9 protein-coding genes are annotated in these 17,600 nt (G+C 46.3%); 3 read left to right on the top strand and 6 right to left on the bottom strand.

What is annotated here, in order from left to right; translation table 11 throughout:
• Nucleotides 1–139: 139 nt before the first annotated feature.
• Both IRJ18_RS20605 and efp read right to left on the bottom strand, forming a co-directional pair.
• The gene (locus IRJ18_RS20605) at nt 140–11,605 is read right to left on the bottom strand and encodes a PKD-like domain-containing protein (protein ID WP_194108163.1); all 11,466 of its coding nucleotides are present in this window, start codon (nt 11,603–11,605) and stop codon (nt 140–142) included.
• 315 nt (nt 11,606–11,920) lie between these two features.
• Nucleotides 11,921–12,481 carry an elongation factor P gene (efp, locus tag IRJ18_RS20610; protein ID WP_194108164.1) on the bottom strand — a complete coding sequence of 187 codons (561 nt, stop codon included), beginning with the start codon at nt 12,479–12,481 and terminating at the stop codon, nt 11,921–11,923.
• 136 nt (nt 12,482–12,617) lie between these two features.
• Here efp and IRJ18_RS20615 point away from each other — a divergent pair, with 136 nt between their 5' ends.
• Nucleotides 12,618–13,937, top strand: coding sequence for a glycoside hydrolase family 28 protein (locus tag IRJ18_RS20615; RefSeq protein WP_194108165.1), 1,320 nt, complete (start codon nt 12,618–12,620; stop codon nt 13,935–13,937).
• A gap of 75 nt (nt 13,938–14,012) precedes the next feature.
• On the opposite strand, the gene IRJ18_RS20620 is transcribed toward IRJ18_RS20615, so the two are convergent.
• The 4 genes from IRJ18_RS20620 to IRJ18_RS20635 all read right to left on the bottom strand — a co-directional run bounded on the left by IRJ18_RS20620 (nt 14,013) and on the right by IRJ18_RS20635 (nt 16,044).
• Nucleotides 14,013–14,213, bottom strand: coding sequence for a hypothetical protein (locus IRJ18_RS20620; protein WP_194108166.1), 201 nt, complete (start codon nt 14,211–14,213; stop codon nt 14,013–14,015).
• Nucleotides 14,210–14,794: a hypothetical protein gene (locus IRJ18_RS20625; protein ID WP_194108167.1), complete on the bottom strand. Its 585-nt coding sequence runs from the start codon at nt 14,792–14,794 to the stop codon at nt 14,210–14,212. Before IRJ18_RS20625 ends, IRJ18_RS20620 begins: the two co-directional genes overlap by 4 nt.
• Nucleotides 14,778–15,257 carry an RNA polymerase sigma factor gene (locus IRJ18_RS20630; RefSeq protein ID WP_194108168.1) on the bottom strand — a complete coding sequence of 160 codons (480 nt, stop codon included), beginning with the start codon at nt 15,255–15,257 and terminating at the stop codon, nt 14,778–14,780. The genes IRJ18_RS20625 and IRJ18_RS20630 overlap by 17 nt, the downstream gene beginning before the upstream one ends.
• 94 nt (nt 15,258–15,351) lie before the next feature.
• The gene (locus IRJ18_RS20635) at nt 15,352–16,044 is read right to left on the bottom strand and encodes a peptidylprolyl isomerase (RefSeq protein WP_194108169.1); all 693 of its coding nucleotides are present in this window, start codon (nt 16,042–16,044) and stop codon (nt 15,352–15,354) included.
• 131 nt (nt 16,045–16,175) lie between these two features.
• On the opposite strand from IRJ18_RS20635, the gene IRJ18_RS20640 reads away from it, so the two are divergent.
• Both IRJ18_RS20640 and IRJ18_RS20645 read left to right on the top strand, forming a co-directional pair.
• Nucleotides 16,176–16,736, top strand: a complete 561-nt coding sequence (locus IRJ18_RS20640; RefSeq protein ID WP_317174117.1) for a helix-turn-helix domain-containing protein — start codon at nt 16,176–16,178, stop codon at nt 16,734–16,736.
• Between the two features lie 81 nt (nt 16,737–16,817).
• Nucleotides 16,818–17,549, top strand: coding sequence for a heavy-metal-associated domain-containing protein (locus IRJ18_RS20645; RefSeq protein WP_194108170.1), 732 nt, complete (start codon nt 16,818–16,820; stop codon nt 17,547–17,549).
• The last annotated feature ends 51 nt before the right edge of the window (nt 17,550–17,600 follow it).

The raw sequence follows: 17,600 nt of genomic DNA on the forward strand, positions 1-17,600 counted from the left end.
AATTGCCAAAATTATTTTGGATAAAACAGGGGCTGCCTTATTTTTAAGACAGCCCCTGTTCTACCCCAATAAGCAATTGGCTATTTTTTTAAATCCCTTCAGGTTAACGTCGGCGCGGCGCACTGTTGGTAAGACCACACTATCTGATCACCGTAACATAACCTGATAATGGTGACCCATAAATGCCAATATCGATAAGATAATAGTATGTGCCAAAAGGTACTGGTTTTCCATTATAGGTGCCATCCCATGGTATACCATACCCCCTTGAATAAAACAACCTTATCCCGTAACGGTTAAAAATAGATACTTGCGCCCCGGGGTAATCTGACAATTCTTTTATCGTCCATAAGTCGTTAATACCGTCTCCGTTGGGGGTAAAAGTATTGGGCGGTATAATTGGTTTAAGCACATTTACCATAATTTGTTTTTCAACAAAACATCCACCCAGGCCAGTAACTCTTAAAGTATATAATTGACTTTCTGTGGCCTTTAAAACAGGTGCCCTGGTAGTGCTTGAACTTAAATATGATGCTGGGGTCCATAAATATTCAACATTTGATCCGGTCACCTGGGGGTCCATGATAATATTTTGACCTTGCAAAACATATTTAACCTCGGGCAAATTTATAGTTGGCGATGGTGTTATTGTTAAGGTCATGGCATCGGTAACAGCTATACAATTATTACCTGTTGATGATAAGGTAAGCTTAACAGAGCCGCCGGCTTTATCGGCAGTGCTTGGCATATAGTTAACGTTTATTTCCCTATCTGAAGGGATAAAAGTACCCGTTCCCGATGTTGTCCATCTACCTCCGGTAGCATAAATAATGCTCCCTTTCACGTTTACTGTAGGGTCAGCAGCACACATTAGTTTGTTGCCGCCGGCACTTACTATTGGCGTGGGGTTTATGATAACTTTAAATGATGAAGATGAAATACTGCACCCACCGTTATTAGTAGAACTTAAGGTGAGGGTTACGCTTCCTGCAGCCATATCGGCGGGCGAGGGCGAATACGTACCCGATAGGCTGGTATTTGATGGTGAAAATGTACCTGTGCCGCTGGTGGTCCATACGCCATTGTTGTTATCGCCGATAATACTGCCAGCCAGGATAACTTTCGGATTATTGACGCATACCACCTGATCATTACCTGCAATAGCCTGTTCGGGCTTACTCATAATTACTTTGGTAGTTGCAGCAGCGCTGGTACAGCTATTTACCGTTACTGTTACGCTATAGGTGCCGGCGGCGTTGGCCGATGCATTGCTGATAATGGGGTTTTGCAGGGTTGAAGAAAAGCCATTAGGCCCTGTCCATTTATAAGTAGCGCCGGCTATGCCCGATGCGGTCAGATTTAAATTATCCCCTACGCAAACAGGGCTGTTGCTTCCCGCCGTTGGCGCAATTGGTATTTGATTTACAACCACTGCGGTGGCGGCAGATGCAGTAACCGAGCAACCCGGCGCAGTAATTGATACGGTATAAGTACCCGTGTTTGTAAGTGCAGCGCCGGTTATAACAGGGTTTTGCAGGGTTGAAGAAAATCCATTGGGCCCAGTCCATTTATAAACGGCGCCAATAAATGTTGATGAGGTAAGGGTTATAGGGTCTCCCGCACAAACCGGCGAATTACTTGAAGCCACAGGATTAACAGGAGTAGCATCAACCACTACGTTTACAGCTGTTGGTACGCCGGTACAATTACCTGCCGTAGCGGTCACATAATAAGTACCTGCATTAGCCTGGCTTGCTGCAGGTATTGATGGATTTGGCAGGTTTGAGAAAAAGTTATTAGGCCCTGTCCAGGTATAGGTTAGTCCGGGGATACTGGTTACCGATAAACTGATCGTACTTCCTTCGCAAACGGGGGTATTGCTTGTGGTGGTAGGTGCGCCCGGTATGGTGTTTACTATAACCGTGGTAGTGCCGGCAATACTGGTACAGCCATTAACAGTTGCCGTCACTGAATATACCCCCCCCGCAGCCGCAGTCACATTACTTATGGTTGGGTTTTGTACGTTTGATGTAAAGCCGTTTGGCCCGGTCCAGCTATAAGTAGCGCCAGCAATATTATTTGCATTTAAAATAAGTGTACTACCGGAACAAAGTGGGCTGTTGCTGGAAGCTTTTGGCGCGGCAGGTGTAGGGACAACGACCACATTAACACTGCCAACATTACTTGTACAGCCATTTACTGTAACTAATAAGGAATATGTGCCGCCCGCAGCAAGTGTAGCATTATTAATGGTTGGATTTTGAGCATTTGATGTAAAGCCGTTTGGCCCTATCCATGCATAAGAAGCCCCGCTAACTGCCGGTGTTGTTAAATTAAGGACAGAGTTTTCACAAACCGGGGAATTACTGCTGGCGGATGGCGTAGACGGTTTGGGGTTAATAGTTATTATATAATCAGCAGGGGTACCCGGGCAGCCGTTATAATAAGGCGTAATGGTGTAGGTGAGTGTACCTTGCGTTGTGCCTGTATTTAATAATATTTGCGATGGTATATTCCCTGTGCCGCTGGTAGTAAAGCCCGAAACTTGAGCGGTAGCGACACCCACCCATTTGAAAATTACACCACTAACGTTTGACGTAAGATTTACAGCAATACTGCCGGTTTGCGAACAAACTGTTTGTGATAATGGATTATTGGTTACAACGGGTGTTGGATTAACCGTTACAGTATAGGTGAACGGCGTACCCGCGCAGCCGTTATACAATGGAATGATAGTATAAGGCACAGCAATAGGTGCCGCTGTGGTATTGGTCAGTAATTCGGTAATAGTGTTGCTGGTTTGACCGGTTACCGCAGCGTTGCTGATACCGGTTATTGCCGCGCGGCTCCAGGAGAACGTGGCCCCGCTAACATTACTGGTGATGGTATACGCCTGTGCGGTACCATTACAAACGACAGCTGATGAAGCGCTGGTAACCGTGGGTGTTGGGTTCACGGTAACAGTATAAGTAAATGTCGGCCCGGGACAGCCGTTAGCTGTAGGAATAATAGTATAAGTGACATCAACAGGGGCAGCAGTTGTATTGACCAGCGTTTCGGTAATGGTGTTACTGGTCTGCCCGCTTACGGCTGCATTGCTGATGCCGGCAACCGCCGCCCTTCCCCATGTATAGGTTGTGCCGGCCACATTACTGGTGATGGTATAGTTCTGTGCGGTATTGTTACAGGTAGTTGCACTGGCTGCACTGGTAATGGTTGGTGTCGGGTTCACGGTAACGGTATAAGTGAATGCCGGCCCTGTACAGCCATTAGCTTCAGGAATGATACTATAAGTTACGGAAACTGCTGCGTTTGTTGTATTGGTTAATACTTCGTTAATGATGTTACTGGTCTGCCCGCTTACCGCTGCATTGCTGATGCCGGCGACAGCGGCCCGGCCCCAGGTATAGGTGGTACCACTCACGCTGCCGGTGATAGTGTAATTCTGGGCGGTATTATTACAGATCACCCCACTGGCTGCACTGGTAACTGTCGGCGTTGGGTTCACGGTAACCGTGTAAGTAAATGTGGGGCCTGTACAGCCGTTTGCCGAAGGCACAATGCTATAAGCCACATTAATAGGAGCTGAAGTTGTATTGACCAGGGTTTCAGTGATCACCCCGGTTGTCTGCCCGCTTACTGCCGTATTGCTGATACCGGCGACCGTGGCTCTCCCCCAGGTATAAGTGGTACCGCTCACATTGCTGGTCATGGTATAGTTCTGTGCCGTGTTATTACAGATCACCGCACTGGCAGCACTGGTAACAGTAGGTGTAGGGTTAGCGGTAATGGTATAAGTAAAAGCCGGCCCGGGACAACCGTTGGCCGAAGGCACAATTGTATAAACCACATCAACCGGTGCTGAAGTTGTATTAACCAGAGTTTCAGTGATCACCCCGGTTGTTTGCCCCGATACCGCTGCATTGCTGACCCCGGCGACAACGGCCCGGCTCCAGGTATAGGTGGTGCCGCTTACACTGCCGGTGATGGTATAGTTCTGGGCAGTGTTGTTACAAATTACCCCGCTTGCCGCGCTGGTAACTGTGGGCGTTGGGTTCACGGTAACCGTATAAGCAAATGTAGGCCCTGTACAGCCGTTTGCCAAAGGCACAATGCTATAGGCCACATTAATAGGAGCTGAAGTGGTGTTGATCAGGGTTTCAGTGATCAGATCGGTTGTCTGTCCGCTTATTGCTGCATTGCTGATGCCCGCCACAGCGGCCCTTCCCCAGGTATAAGTTGTGCCGCTCACGCTGCCGGTAATGGTATAATTCTGTGCGGTGTTATTACAGGTCACCGCACTGGCTGCACTGGTAACTACAGGTGTGGGATTAACGGTAACAGTATAGGTAAATACCGGCCCTGTACAACCGTTTGCTGCGGGAACAATGCTATAGATCTCATCAACTGGTGCAACAGTTGTATTAACCAGTGTTTCGGTGATGCTACTGCTGGTTTGTCCCGATACCGCAGCATTGCTAATCCCGGCAACAGTGGCCCGGCTCCAAGTATAGGTTGTGCCGCTCACGCTACTTGTAATAGTATAGTTCTGTGCGATATTGTTACAGGTAGTTGCACTTGCTGCGCTGGTAACTGTCGGTGTTGGATTAACGGTGATGGTATAAGTAAATGTAGGCCCTGTACAGCCATTAGCGGCAGGAATAATAGTATAGACCACATCAATCGGAGCAGCAGTTGTATTGACCAGGGTTTCGGTGATGGTACTGCTGGTTTGTCCTGATATTGCAGCATTGCTAATTCCAGCGACAGTGGCCCGGCTCCATGAAAAAATAGTTCCGGCCACATTGCTGGTAATGGTATAGTTCTGTGCGGTATTATTACAGGTAGTTGCACTTGCTGCACTGGTAACTACAGGCGTTGGGTTAACGGTAACCGTAAAAGTAAATGTGGGCCCCGTACAACCGTTTGCCGCGGGAACAATGCTATAGGTCACATTGATCGGAGCTGAAGTAGTATTGATCAGCGTTTCGGTAATAATGTTGACTGTTTGCCCGCTGACTGCCACATTGCTAATCCCGGCTACTGCAGCCCTTCCCCAAGTATAAGTTGTGCCACTCACGCTGCCGGTGATGGTATAGTTCTGTGCGGTGTTGTTACAGGTAGTTGCACTTGTTGCACTGGTAACTGTCGGCGTTGGGTTAACAGTAATGGTATAAGTAAATGCAGGCCCTGTACAGCCATTTGCCGAAGGAACGATTGTGTAGATCACATCAACAGGTGCAACAGTTGTATTAACCAGTGTTTCGGTAATTGTACTGCTGGTTTGTCCCGATACCGCTACATTGCTGATTCCGGCGACAGTAGCCCTTCCCCATATATAGGTTGTACCACTCACACTACCGGTAATAGTATAGTTCTGTGCGGTATTGTTACAGGTAGTTGCACTGGCTGCGCTGGTAACAGTAGGTGTTGGGTTCACGGTAACCGTATAAGTAAATGTGGGCCCTATACAACCATTTGCCGAGGGAACAATGCTATAGGTCACATTGACCGGAGCGGAAGTAGTATTAACCAGCGTTTCGGTGATCAGATCCGTTGTTTGGCCGCTTACTGCTGTATTGCTGATCCCAGCCACAGCCGCCCTTCCCCATATATAGGTTGTGCCGCTCACATTACTGGTAATGGTATAATTCTGTGCCGTATTATCGCAGATCACCGCACTTGCTGCGCTGGTAACTGTCGGTGTTGGGTTAACAGTAACCGTATAGGTAAATGCCGGCCCTGTACAACCGTTTGCTGCGGGAACAATGCTATAGGACACATCAATAGGTGCTGAAGTTGTATTGACCAGTGTTTCGGTAATGGTACCGCTGGTTTGTCCCGATACTGCTGCATTGCTGATGCCTGCCACGGTTGCCCGGCTCCATGAAAAAGTAGTTCCGGCCACATTGCTGGTAATGGTATAGTTCTGGGCGATATTATTACAGGTAGTTGCACTGGCTGCGCTGGTAACAGTAGGTGTGGGGTTAACGGTAACCGTATAGGTAAATGTAGGCCCTGTACAACCATTGGCCGAAGGAACGATAGTATAGATCACATCAATCGGAGCCGAAGTTGTATTGATCAGCGTTTCGGTGATCAGATCCGTCGTTTGGCCGCTTGCTGCTGTATTGCTGATGCCTGTCACAGCAGCCCGGTCCCAGGTATAGGTTGCCCCGCTAACATTGCTGGTGATGGTATAGTTTTGGGCGGTATTATCGCAGATGGTTGCACTTGCTGCACTGGTAACTATAGGTGTGGGGTTAATGGTAACGGTATAGGTAAATGTCGGGCCAGAACAACCGTTGGCTGTAGGAATGATAGAGTAGCGCACATTGATCGGCGTTGCGGTGGTATTGATCAGGCTTTCAGTTATCGTATTGGTTGTTTGTCCGCTTACAGCAGTATTGCTGATCCCTGCGACAGTAGCCCTTCCCCAGGTATAAGTTGTCCCGCTAACATTGCTGGTGATGGTATAGTTTAGTGCCGTATTGTTACAGGTAATATCATTTGCTGGACTTGTAACCCTTGGTGTTGGGTTAACGGTAATAGTATAAATAAATGTTGGCCCGGTACAGCCGTTTGCTGTAGGAGTGATAGCGTAAAGCACATCAATTGGGGTTGATGTGGTGTTGATGAGTTTTTCGGTGATCGTGTTAGATGTCTGCCCGCTTACTGCTGCATTGCTGATGCCCGCAACAGCTGCCCTGTCCCATATATAGGTTGTGCCGCTCACGCTACCGGTAATGGTATAGTTCTGGGCGGTATTGTTACAGGTAGCAGCACTTGCTGCACTGGTAACTGTTGGTGTCGGGTTAACGGTAACGGTGTAGGTAAATGTTGGCCCTGTACAGCCATTTGCCGAAGGGACGATAGTGTAGATTACATTTATTGGTGCCGATGTTGTGTTATCCAACGACTCCGTAATGGGATTAGATGTTTGCCCTGTAACCGCCGCATTGCTAATTCCAGCAATAGTAGCCCTGCTCCATGTAAACACGGTACCACTTACATTACCAGTGATGGTATAGTTCTGATCTGTATTATTACAGGTAACAGCACTTGTTGCGCTGGTAACCGTGGGTGTTGGATTAACGGTAACAGTATAAGTAAATGCCGGCCCGGGACAGCCGTTGGCTGTAGGAATAATAGTATAAGTGACATCAATAGGGGCAGCTGTAGTATTGACCAGCGTTTCGGTAATGGTGTTACTGGTTTGCCCTGATACCGCTGCATTGCTGATGCCTGCCACGGTTGCCCGGCTCCATGAAAAAGTAGTTCCGCTCACATTGCTGGTAATGGAATAGCTCTGTGCGGTATTGTTACAAGTAGTTGCACTGGCCGCGCTGGTAACGGTTGGCGTTGGGTTCACGGTAACGGTATAAGTGAATGTCGGCCCTGTACAGCCATTAGCTTCGGGAATGATACTGTAAGTTACTGAAACCGCCGCGTTTGTTGTATTGGTTAATACTTCGTTAATGATGTTACTGGTCTGCCCGCTTACCGCTGCATTGCTGATACCGGCGACAGCGGCCCGGCTCCAGGTATAGGTGGTACCACTCACGCTGCCGGTGATGGTGTAATTCTGGGCGGTATTATTACAGATCACCCCGCTGGCTGCACTGGTAACTGTCGGTGTGGGGTTCACGGTAACCGTGTAAGTAAATGTGGGGCCTGTACAACCATTCGCCGAAGGCACAATGCTATAAACTACATTGACCGGAGCGGATGTTGTATTGACCAGTGTTTCGGTGATCACCCCGGTTGTCTGCCCGCTTACCGCCGTATTGCTGATACCTGCCACCGCCGTCCTGCCCCAGGTATAAGTGGTACCGCTCACACTACCGGTAATGGTATAGGCCTGTGCGGTATTATCGCAGAGCACCGCACTTGCTGCGCTGGTAACTGTCGGCGTTGGGTTAACAGTAACGGTATAAGTAAATGTGGGCCCTGTACAACCGTTTGCTGCGGGAACAATGCTATAAGCCACATCAATAGGTGCTGAAGTTGTATTGACTAGTGTTTCGGCAATGGTACTGCTGGTTTGTCCCGATACCGCTGCATTGCTGATTCCGGCGACAGTAGCCCTTCCCCAGGTATAGGTTGTACCACTCACACTACCGGTAATAGTATAGTTTTGTGCGGTATTGTTACAGGTAGTCGCACTGGTTGCGCTGGTAACAATAGGTGTTGGGTTCACGGTAACCGTATAAGTAAATGTAGGCCCTGTACAACCGTTTGCCAAAGGCACAATGCTATAAGCCACATTAATAGGAGCTGAAGTTGTGTTGACCAGCGTTTCGGTGATCAGATCGGTTGTCTGCCCGCTTACCGTAGTATTGCTGATGCCCGCCACAGCGGCCCTTCCCCAGGTATAAGTTGTGCCGCTCACGCTGCCGGTAATGGTATAATTCTGGGCGGTGTTATTACAGGTCACCGCACTGGCTGCACTGGTAACTACAGGTGTGGGGTTAACAGTAATCGTTATCTGATCTGACACAGCGCCACAAGGCCCGGCCGGGTCATCGGTTGTTAAAGTGAGCGTCACGCTGGTTTCGCCGGGGCCTAATGTATAGGTAGTGGCGGGTGATAAATTATTAGAAAAGGTTCCGGTTCCGCCCGACCATGTGGCACTGGTTGCGCCCCCGCCTATAGTGCCATTTAATGTAACCGTTTGCCCTGAACATACAATTTGGTCTATCCCAGCATTTACAGTTGCAACAGGGTTAATGGTTATGGTATTTGTAGCTGATGCTGCGGCGCAACCACCCGCAGGCGCAATGGTATTTGTTACAGTATAAGTGCCGGTTGCGCTGTGCTGCAAATCAATTTCCCCGGTGCTTGTGTTTAAAAATACAAGTGCGGGATCTGAACTGCTGAATATACCTGCGCTGCTACCTGGGGCAAATGTAGGCAGGGGGTTTGCCTGATTTTGGCAATATGGCCCACTATAACTAAATGTGGCGTCGGGTGCACTTGTAATAGTAATGCTTGAGCTACTGCTATATACGCAGGTGCTATTGGTAACAAATGTGATAGTATATGTGCCCAGCGTGCTGGCAGCCAGATTTATTTCACCGGTTTGATTATCAACAAATACAAGTCCTGGCGTCGAACTGAATGTTCCACCGGATGGGTACATTACAGTTGGTGTTGGGTTGGTGCCTGTTTTACAAAAAGTCCCCGAAGGGTAATAAAAAGTAGGATCTACAGGTGGTATTACGGTTGCTGTAACTGCTGTACGCGGGCCTGTACAGCCAGAGGCGGAAGTGGCATCCACATAATAGGTAGTAGTGGTTGATAATGCCGGTGTAGTATAAGAGGCACCGGTATAAAGGGATGTTCCGCCAGAAGCGGCGCTATACCAGTTGTATGTTCCGCCCGGGGCAGTGGCTGTTAAAGTTGCCGTTGAACCCGGGCAAATGGTACTTCCGGAGGCGGTTGGGGCAACTGGTAATGGGTTAACAGTAACTGTTACAGCAGTACGTGCGCTAACACATCCGTTTACCGTTGTTTGCACGTAATAAGTTGTCGTGGCAGTTAAAACCGCAGTAGTATAACTTGCACCGGTGCTTAACAAGGTGCCGCCCGAAGCGCTATCATACCAATCGTAAATACCACCCGGTGCGGTAGCAGTCAGACTGGCAGTATTGCCATAACAAATAGCAGTACCCGGCGCGGTAGGGGCCGCAGGAATAGGGTTCACCGTCGCTGTCACTGCTGTGCGCGGGCCTGCACAGCCGTTTACGGTTGCCTGTACGTAATAGGTTGTGGTGGTTGTTAATGCCGGTGTAGTGTACGTAGCGCCGGTAAATAATGATGTCCCGCCTGAGGCGACTGAAAACCAATCATACGTGCCGCCCGGCGCTGTGGCTGTTAAAGTTGCAGGGCTGCCGCTGCAAATTGTGGTACCCGATGCAGTAGGCGCCGGGGTAGCCGGATTTACCGTTACATTTACCGCCGAACGCGGGCTTGTACAGCCGTTAACTATAGTTTGAACGTAGTAAGTAGTATTTGTTGTTAATGGTGACGAAGTGTAAGTTGTCCCTGTAGTCAATAAAGTACCGCCAGATGCCGCATCATACCATTGATAAGTGCCGCCCGGTGCGGTAGCCGATAATGTTGCCGTAGTGCCATAACAAATGGTGGCCGGGGCTGCCGTGGGCGCAGCCGGGATGGCGTTTACCGTAACAGTTACAGGTGTACGCGCGCTTATACAGCCGTTTACGGTAGTCTGCACATAATAAGTAGTGGTGGCAGTTAAAACAGGTGTAGTATACGTTGCCCCGCTCAGTAATAGTGTCCCGCCGGTCGCAGAATCATACCAATCATAGTTTCCGCCAGGTGCAGTAGCCATTAAAGTTACAGCAGTACCGCTACAGGTGGTGGTTCCGGCTGCTGTTGGGGCAACCGGGGTTGGAATTATACTTACGGTAACAGGTGTACGTGCGCTTACACAACCGTTTACGGTAGTCTGTACATAATAGGTGGTATTTGTAGTAAGGGCTGGTGTTGTATATGTGGAACCAGAACCTAATAGTGTTCCACCCGAGGCTGCATTATACCAATCATAAGTCCCGCCGGGCGCGGTTGCGGTTAAGGTTGCACTGCTGCCGTTACAGGTTGAAGTTGATGCCGCGGTAGGCGCGGCAGGTATTGGATTAACCGTAACGGTTACTGCCGTACGTGGGCTGATACACCCGCCTACAGTAGTTTCTACATAATAAGTAGTGGTTGAAGTTAATGCCGGTGTAGTATAACTTGCACCGGTAAAAAGCGGCGTGCCACCTGAAGCGGTGTTATACCATTGATAAGTTCCGCCGGGTGCAGTTGCGGTTACTGTAGCTGTGCTATTTGCACAGGTAACCGCGCCGGCGGCCGTTGGTGCTGCCGGAGTTGGCGCGGCGGTAACGGTAACACTTTGCGGAGTTGGCGCACAGCCACTTGTATTGTCGGAAACAGAAACGGAATAAGTGCCAATAGAAGTTACTGTGATGGATTGTGTTGTCGCACCTGTACTCCAGGCATAGGCATACGGGGGATTGCCACCAGATGGGGTAGCTGTTAAGATAATATTGCCCGAACCCCCGGAACAAATAACCGGATTTGTTGGGGTGAGTGCAACCGTCATTGCGGGTACAGTGTATACACGTACAGTATCCGTTTTAGTGTTAGCACAATTGGTTACAATGCCACTAACCTTATAATCAATATAAGCCGGTGCGCCTGCAAGTGGCGTTACGTTTGTACTTGTACAGCCAGATGTGCAGCTTAAGTAAGAATTATAAGCGCCCGCCGCGCCTGGATATACCGAAGTCCATGTAATAGTTGATGCACTTAACCCTGTAACCGACATAGCCCCTGTACAGCCCTGCCTTAATGTTATGTCACCAGAGGCATGTACGGATGTTGAAGCAGTTATAGTATAAGTAATAGAGTTATTGCCAGGCTTACAAAAAGCGACATTGGCTGTAGTTAAGCCACTTACACAAACAGGTGTACCTACCGGTGTTTGAGCACCACAGTTAACGGTGTAAAAGTTTGAGGCAGCTAATTGGCCAGAAGAAATATTTAAAAGATCGGATCCGGGATTTAATGTTACCACAAAAACAACGCAACTGTTGTCGCCGCAATAGCTACCGCTTCTGCTGGAGCTAATGGTTACGGAAGTATCTGCGGACCCTGATAGATTAACCGGAATAATGACCTGACTAAACCCTTTATTGCAAAGGATAAGGGCCAGCAACAAGAAAAAAAAATGTTTTTTTTTAATAAAACGACTTGTTTTTTTTAAAAAATATAAAAAAACTGTCGACTGGGCCATTTCTTATCTTATCTGACAAACGTTAATTGGCTTTTATACGAAAAAAAGCAAATTTAAGTTCGGAAGGAAAAAAATAAACGAAAAATCAGTGGAAATCTATTTTACCCTTTCTACATATTCGCCCGTTCGGGTGTCGACTTTTATTTTATCACCCTGGTTTACAAACAAGGGCACTTTTAACTCAACTCCGTTTTCTGTCGTTGCCGTTTTTAACGCGCCTGATGAGGTATCGCCTTTAACAGCCGGTTCGGCATAGGTAATTTCCAGTTCTACAAAATTAGGTGCCTGTGCCATTATCGGTTCCTCACTTTCAAAAGAAACAATCACACTCATGCCTTCTTTCAGGAACTTTACCGCCGGGCCAAACAAAGATTTTGGGATACTGAACTGATCGTAAGTAACGTTATCCATAATCACCATATTTTCGCCTTCTTCGTACAGATATTGATAATCATTAGTTTCTACACGGCAAATCTCTACCTGTTCATCGGTGCCTAAACGGGCCTCTACAATTTTGCCGGTTTTAATATTGCGGAATTTATCCAAATAAAAAGCCCCGCCTTTACCTGGTGTACGGTGCAGTACCTCGGTAACAGTTACCAGTTCGCCATTAAAGCGTAATATATTCCCTACTTTAACTTCAGATGCCTTTGCCATAGATGTAAATTTTGCCAAAGATAAATTAAGTTATGAGAAACACGCCTCTAAAATCAGGAAAGGCCAGTACGGTTATATTGATCCAATAATTGTAAGTTAGCCTTTACAATTAAACCTGCTTAAATAGCACATACATATGAATAATAAACTAACCATAGCTGCATGGCTATTGTCGTCATTCATCGCGACAAGCAATTTGGCTAATGCCCATAACAATACAGATAAATACGATGACCCTAAACGCTATAATATTGCCGAGATGGGCGCCGTGGGTGATTCGAAGACATTGAATACCGTGGCTATACAAGCCGTAATTGATAAGTGCGCAAAAAATGGCGGAGGCACGGTCGTGATCCCCAAGGGTATATTTTTAAGCGGATCAATTTTTATTAAACAGGGCGTAAATATTGAAATGCTGGAGGGTTCGGTGCTGAAAGGATCGACTGATATTAAGGATTACCCTAAAAGCAGTACCCGAATTGAGGGCCACTTTGAAGAATGGCCCTCGGCGCTGATAAATGCCGATAAGATAACGCACCTGCGCATTACCGGTAAAGGAGTGCTGGATGGCAGCGGCCAGCCATTTTGGAAAGAATTTTACAGCAAACGCTCAGCCGACCCTAAAACTACAAACCTGAGTGTGCCGCGCCCGCGCCTGGCCCTGATCCAAAATTGCAAAGATGTAAAAATAGATGGCATAGCCTTCACTAATTCGGGCTTTTGGAACCTGCACCTTTACCGTTGCAGCAATTTAACTGTAAACAATTGCCGATTTGTAGCGCCTGATGGTAAAGTACCGGATGACCATGCGCCAAGCTCGGATGGGATAGATGTAGATAGTTCGCAGGATATTACCATCAGCAACAGTTTCTTTTCTGTTGGTGATGATGATATTGCCCTGAAAGGCTCTAAAGGCCCGTTTGCCATGCAGGATAAAGACAGCCCGCCGGTAGAACGTATTTACATACACGATTGCGTTTTTGAAGCCGGTGGCGGTATTATGACCTGCGGCAGCGAAGCCACCCTTGTACGCGATGTGAAAATTGAGCGTTGCATTACCCGTAAACCGGTTGTAATGCGTTTAAAACTGCGCCCGGATACCCCACAGCAATATGAAAATATCAGCATCAGCGATATTACCATGGAGAACGGCAGCGCTATTTTCAATGTCGCCCCCTGGAGCCAGTATTTTGATTTGAAAGGCCAGGCGCCGCCAACATCTATAGTGCGTAATATTAAGATTAGTAACATAAAAGGTAGCTGCGCATCTTTAGGGAAAATCGTGGGTAACCCGGGTGCTACTACCTTTGGCGATATTTCCCTGAGCAATGTGAACGTAACTGCCAAAAACACTACGTTTGATCGGGACGACTTTAAGGGCCTGGTGTTTGAAAATGTAGTGGTAAACGGAATTGCTATGCCCACCCCGGAGCCTACGGCTAAGGCGGTTAAGTAATAAATAGGAGCGTAAAAATTAAAGCAGAACCCCTTCACTTGTAAAAGCTGAAGGGGGTTCTGGTAAGCAGGTGCACTAATTAACTAAACGGCTGCGCTTGTGTTTTGCCAATAAAGCCAAGCCCACTATTTCCATACCTACGCCGAAACCCATTAGCGTACCGGTTAGAAAATCGGGTAAGTTTAGCCAGCGATTAATAAGCGCGCTGCCACTTGTTATAAGCAAGCCAATGCTGATTAAAAGCATTTCGGGTTTTTGTATCTTTCCTGTTCTCATTTTATTTGATCTGTAATTTTTTCAAACTTTTTAATAGTACCATTTAACTTTTCCGATTGCTTCTTAAAGTCGCGTGGCCTTTTATAAAACCACATAAATAGTATCCAGCTAATCGCCAGTGTGTAAAAAACCAGGGTTAAGATTGGGCTTTTATGTACAAACTCGTACAGGTACAATAGCATCCCGGCAAAACTTAGTATCATGCCGGTTACCTGTGTTTTTTGATGATAATATAATTGGTTACGACGGGTTTGTTCTAAAAATGAAATAAACTCAAGGTTACTGCAATCTTTTAAATCAATAAATCTTTTAATAGATCGGATATTTGTGGTAGCCAAAACAACGCAGGCAGCAATAGTGCAGGCCACACCGGCTTTTGTACTCAACATTAAATGGGGTGTAATGCTAACAATTGTTATAGAAACGATGATCCCTATCACCCCTACTACAATAGCCCATGTTTTGTTACGCAGTTTTCTATTACGGAATTGCTTTACTATACGCAGCATTTCCGCGGCACTTGGTAAATCGTCGGCCTTGGCTGTTTGCCAAATTGTTTTAAGCTCATTCAAATTGTCCATTACTTTTAAATTTTTTTGCCAGTTTCTCTTTTATCCGATGGATCTTTACCCGGGTATTAACGGGACTTAAACCCACAATGTCGGCTATTTCCGCCTGGGGTAGATCTTCCAGCACCAGTGAGATGATAATCCTTTCCATTTCTTCCAAGTCGCCAATAGCACGATATAAAAAGGCCAGCTTCTCTTCGTCCGATTCTTCCTGCAATTCGGGTAAATTAACAGGCAGCTCAACCTTAATTGTCCTCTTATTTATTTCTATAGCGCGCAGGCAATTGTTAGTTGCAATGCGGAATATCCAGGTGCTTATTTTAGATTCGTTTCTGAAACCCGGTAAATTCCGCCATACCGAAACAAAGGTTTCCTGAGTTAGATCTTTAGCCTGTTCATGGTTATTTACATAACCCATACACACCCTGAATATTTGGGGAGAGTAGGTAAGATAAATGGTTTCAAAATCGGGCATTGGTAATAATTATTTCCTTGTAGCCGTGTTAGATACGACGTGCCCCGGAATGTTACAGCAGGTAGTGTTGTAAAGTTTTAGGATAGATTTTAAATCAATGTGCTTCAAAGTTTTTCGCCTCTTTTGGCGTTAACACCCTAACCTTCATCCAAACCTCTTTATCAGGGTTGCCGGCTTTATTAACTTTTACAGCGGTTGTTTTATCGATCCAGTCCATACCCTGTACTATTTCGCCAAATACGGTATAATTCCCATCCAGCGATGGCGTGCCGCCTATGGTGCGGTATACTTCGCGATGTGCTTCAGGGATGGTAATACCAGACCGTTTTTCTATAGCATCCAGCATGGGGTCGGTATAGGTTTTTCCATCTACAAAATAAATCTGCGTGGAGAACGATTCTTTTGCTTTATTATCATCGCGGCCCATGGCCAATACGCCGCGTTTATGAAACAACGCCGGATTAATCTCGGGCTTTATCCATCGTTGTTCGGGTTTTAATACTTTGCCTTTCTCGTACAGGGAATCGGGGTCGCCGCCCTGTATAACGAACCCTTTTAGTATGCGGTTGAAAGTAGTTTTATCAAAACAGCCACTTTTTACCAGCTTAATAAAATTATCGCGGTGTACCGGGGTTTCGTTATACAGCATTACAATGCACGAACCCTGTGCTGTTTCAATTTTCACATATTGGTTTTTTTGCTGGGCAAAAGTTGTAATTGGCAATGCTGCTAAAGTCCATATTACAATTAACCATCGGCTCTTTATTTTACAGGTTATGTTAGGCATGTTTTTTTTAACGAATATATGTAATTATAGCAAATGGGTTCCTTATTGGGATAGCGCCAAAATATAAGCTGATTTAAAAGATGTAAATTGTGCGCAGAAATAATAGTTTAAAACAACAACCCATATAAGTTGTGAAAATATATATCCGTAACATGGTTTGCGACCGTTGCAAAATGGCAGTTAAAGCCGAGCTTGCAAAGGCCGGACTTGTACCAGCACAGATTGAATTGGGCGAAGTCACCTTTCAGCAAGCACCCCTAGCAGGTCAACTGACGCAACTGCAAGAGGGTTTAAAGACTCTTGGGTTTGAATTGATAGACGACTATAAAAGCCGAATAATAGAGCAGATTAAAACTACTATAATTGATTTGGTTCATTATAGGACCGGGGCGCAGGTTTTAAAGCTTTCGGTAGTACTGGCCGATAAACTTAATCATGAATATACTTATCTAAGCAACCTTTTCTCATCGGTAGAAGGCCAAACTATAGAGAAATATTACATATTGCAAAAAATAGAACGTGTAAAAGAGTTACTGGTTTATAATGAACTGACTTTATCTCAAATCGCCTACCAAACAGGATATAGCAGTGTGGCGCACCTTTCGGCGCAGTTTAAACAGGTTACCGGCTTAACAACGTCGGCTTTTAAGGCACTGAATAATCACAATCGTGCCAGTTTAGATAACCTGTAAAATCTTGTAACTTATTGCCGGAATTATGTAAAGCCTAAGGCAGTTACAGGGGGTAATTTTGTGTTATTAAAATTAAAGAAAATGACACATACTTATCAAATAACCGGCATGACTTGCAGCGGGTGCCTGGCAAAAGTACAAAGCCTTTTAGCAGCCTTACCCGGCGTGCAAAAAATAGATATCTCATTAGCCGAAGGGACAGCCGATATCACCATGTCGAGACATATCCCTACTTCCGAATTGCAATTGGCGCTTGCTGGTTACCCTAAATACCAGTTAAGTGAAATTGCACAACAACACCATAAAATAACGCAAAGCGATGAAGCCGAAAATAAAACATGGCTGCAAACCTATAAGCCTATTTTGGTTATAGCCGCTTACCTGTTAGTTATTGCGTTTATTACTGGAAATAGCTCAGCAGGCTTTAATTGGTTAAAAGCTATGCGGATTTTTATGAGTGGGTTTTTCCTGGTGTTTTCTTTTTTTAAAATTTTAGATATACAGGGGTTCGCAGATAGCTATTCCATGTACGATCTGATTGCCAGGCGCGTAAAAGCCTGGGGGTTTGTTTACGTATTTATTGAACTGGGCCTGGGCTTTTTATATGCAGCCAATGCCCTGCCGTACATCACCAATATCATAACACTGGTTGTAATGTCGGTAAGTTTAGTAGGCGTAGTACAAAGCGTACTTAATAAACGCCGGATACGCTGTGCATGCCTTGGCGCTGTATTCAATTTACCCATGAGCACTGTTACCATTATTGAAGACGGCTTAATGATTGTGATGAGTTTGATAATGCTGTTAATGTAATGACATGATGGTGAGTAGCTGAGGGGGCACGCCTCAAAACGCTTCATTTTA

Source organism: Mucilaginibacter boryungensis, from assembly GCF_015221995.1.
Classification (GTDB): Bacteria; Bacteroidota; Bacteroidia; order Sphingobacteriales; family Sphingobacteriaceae; genus Mucilaginibacter; species Mucilaginibacter boryungensis.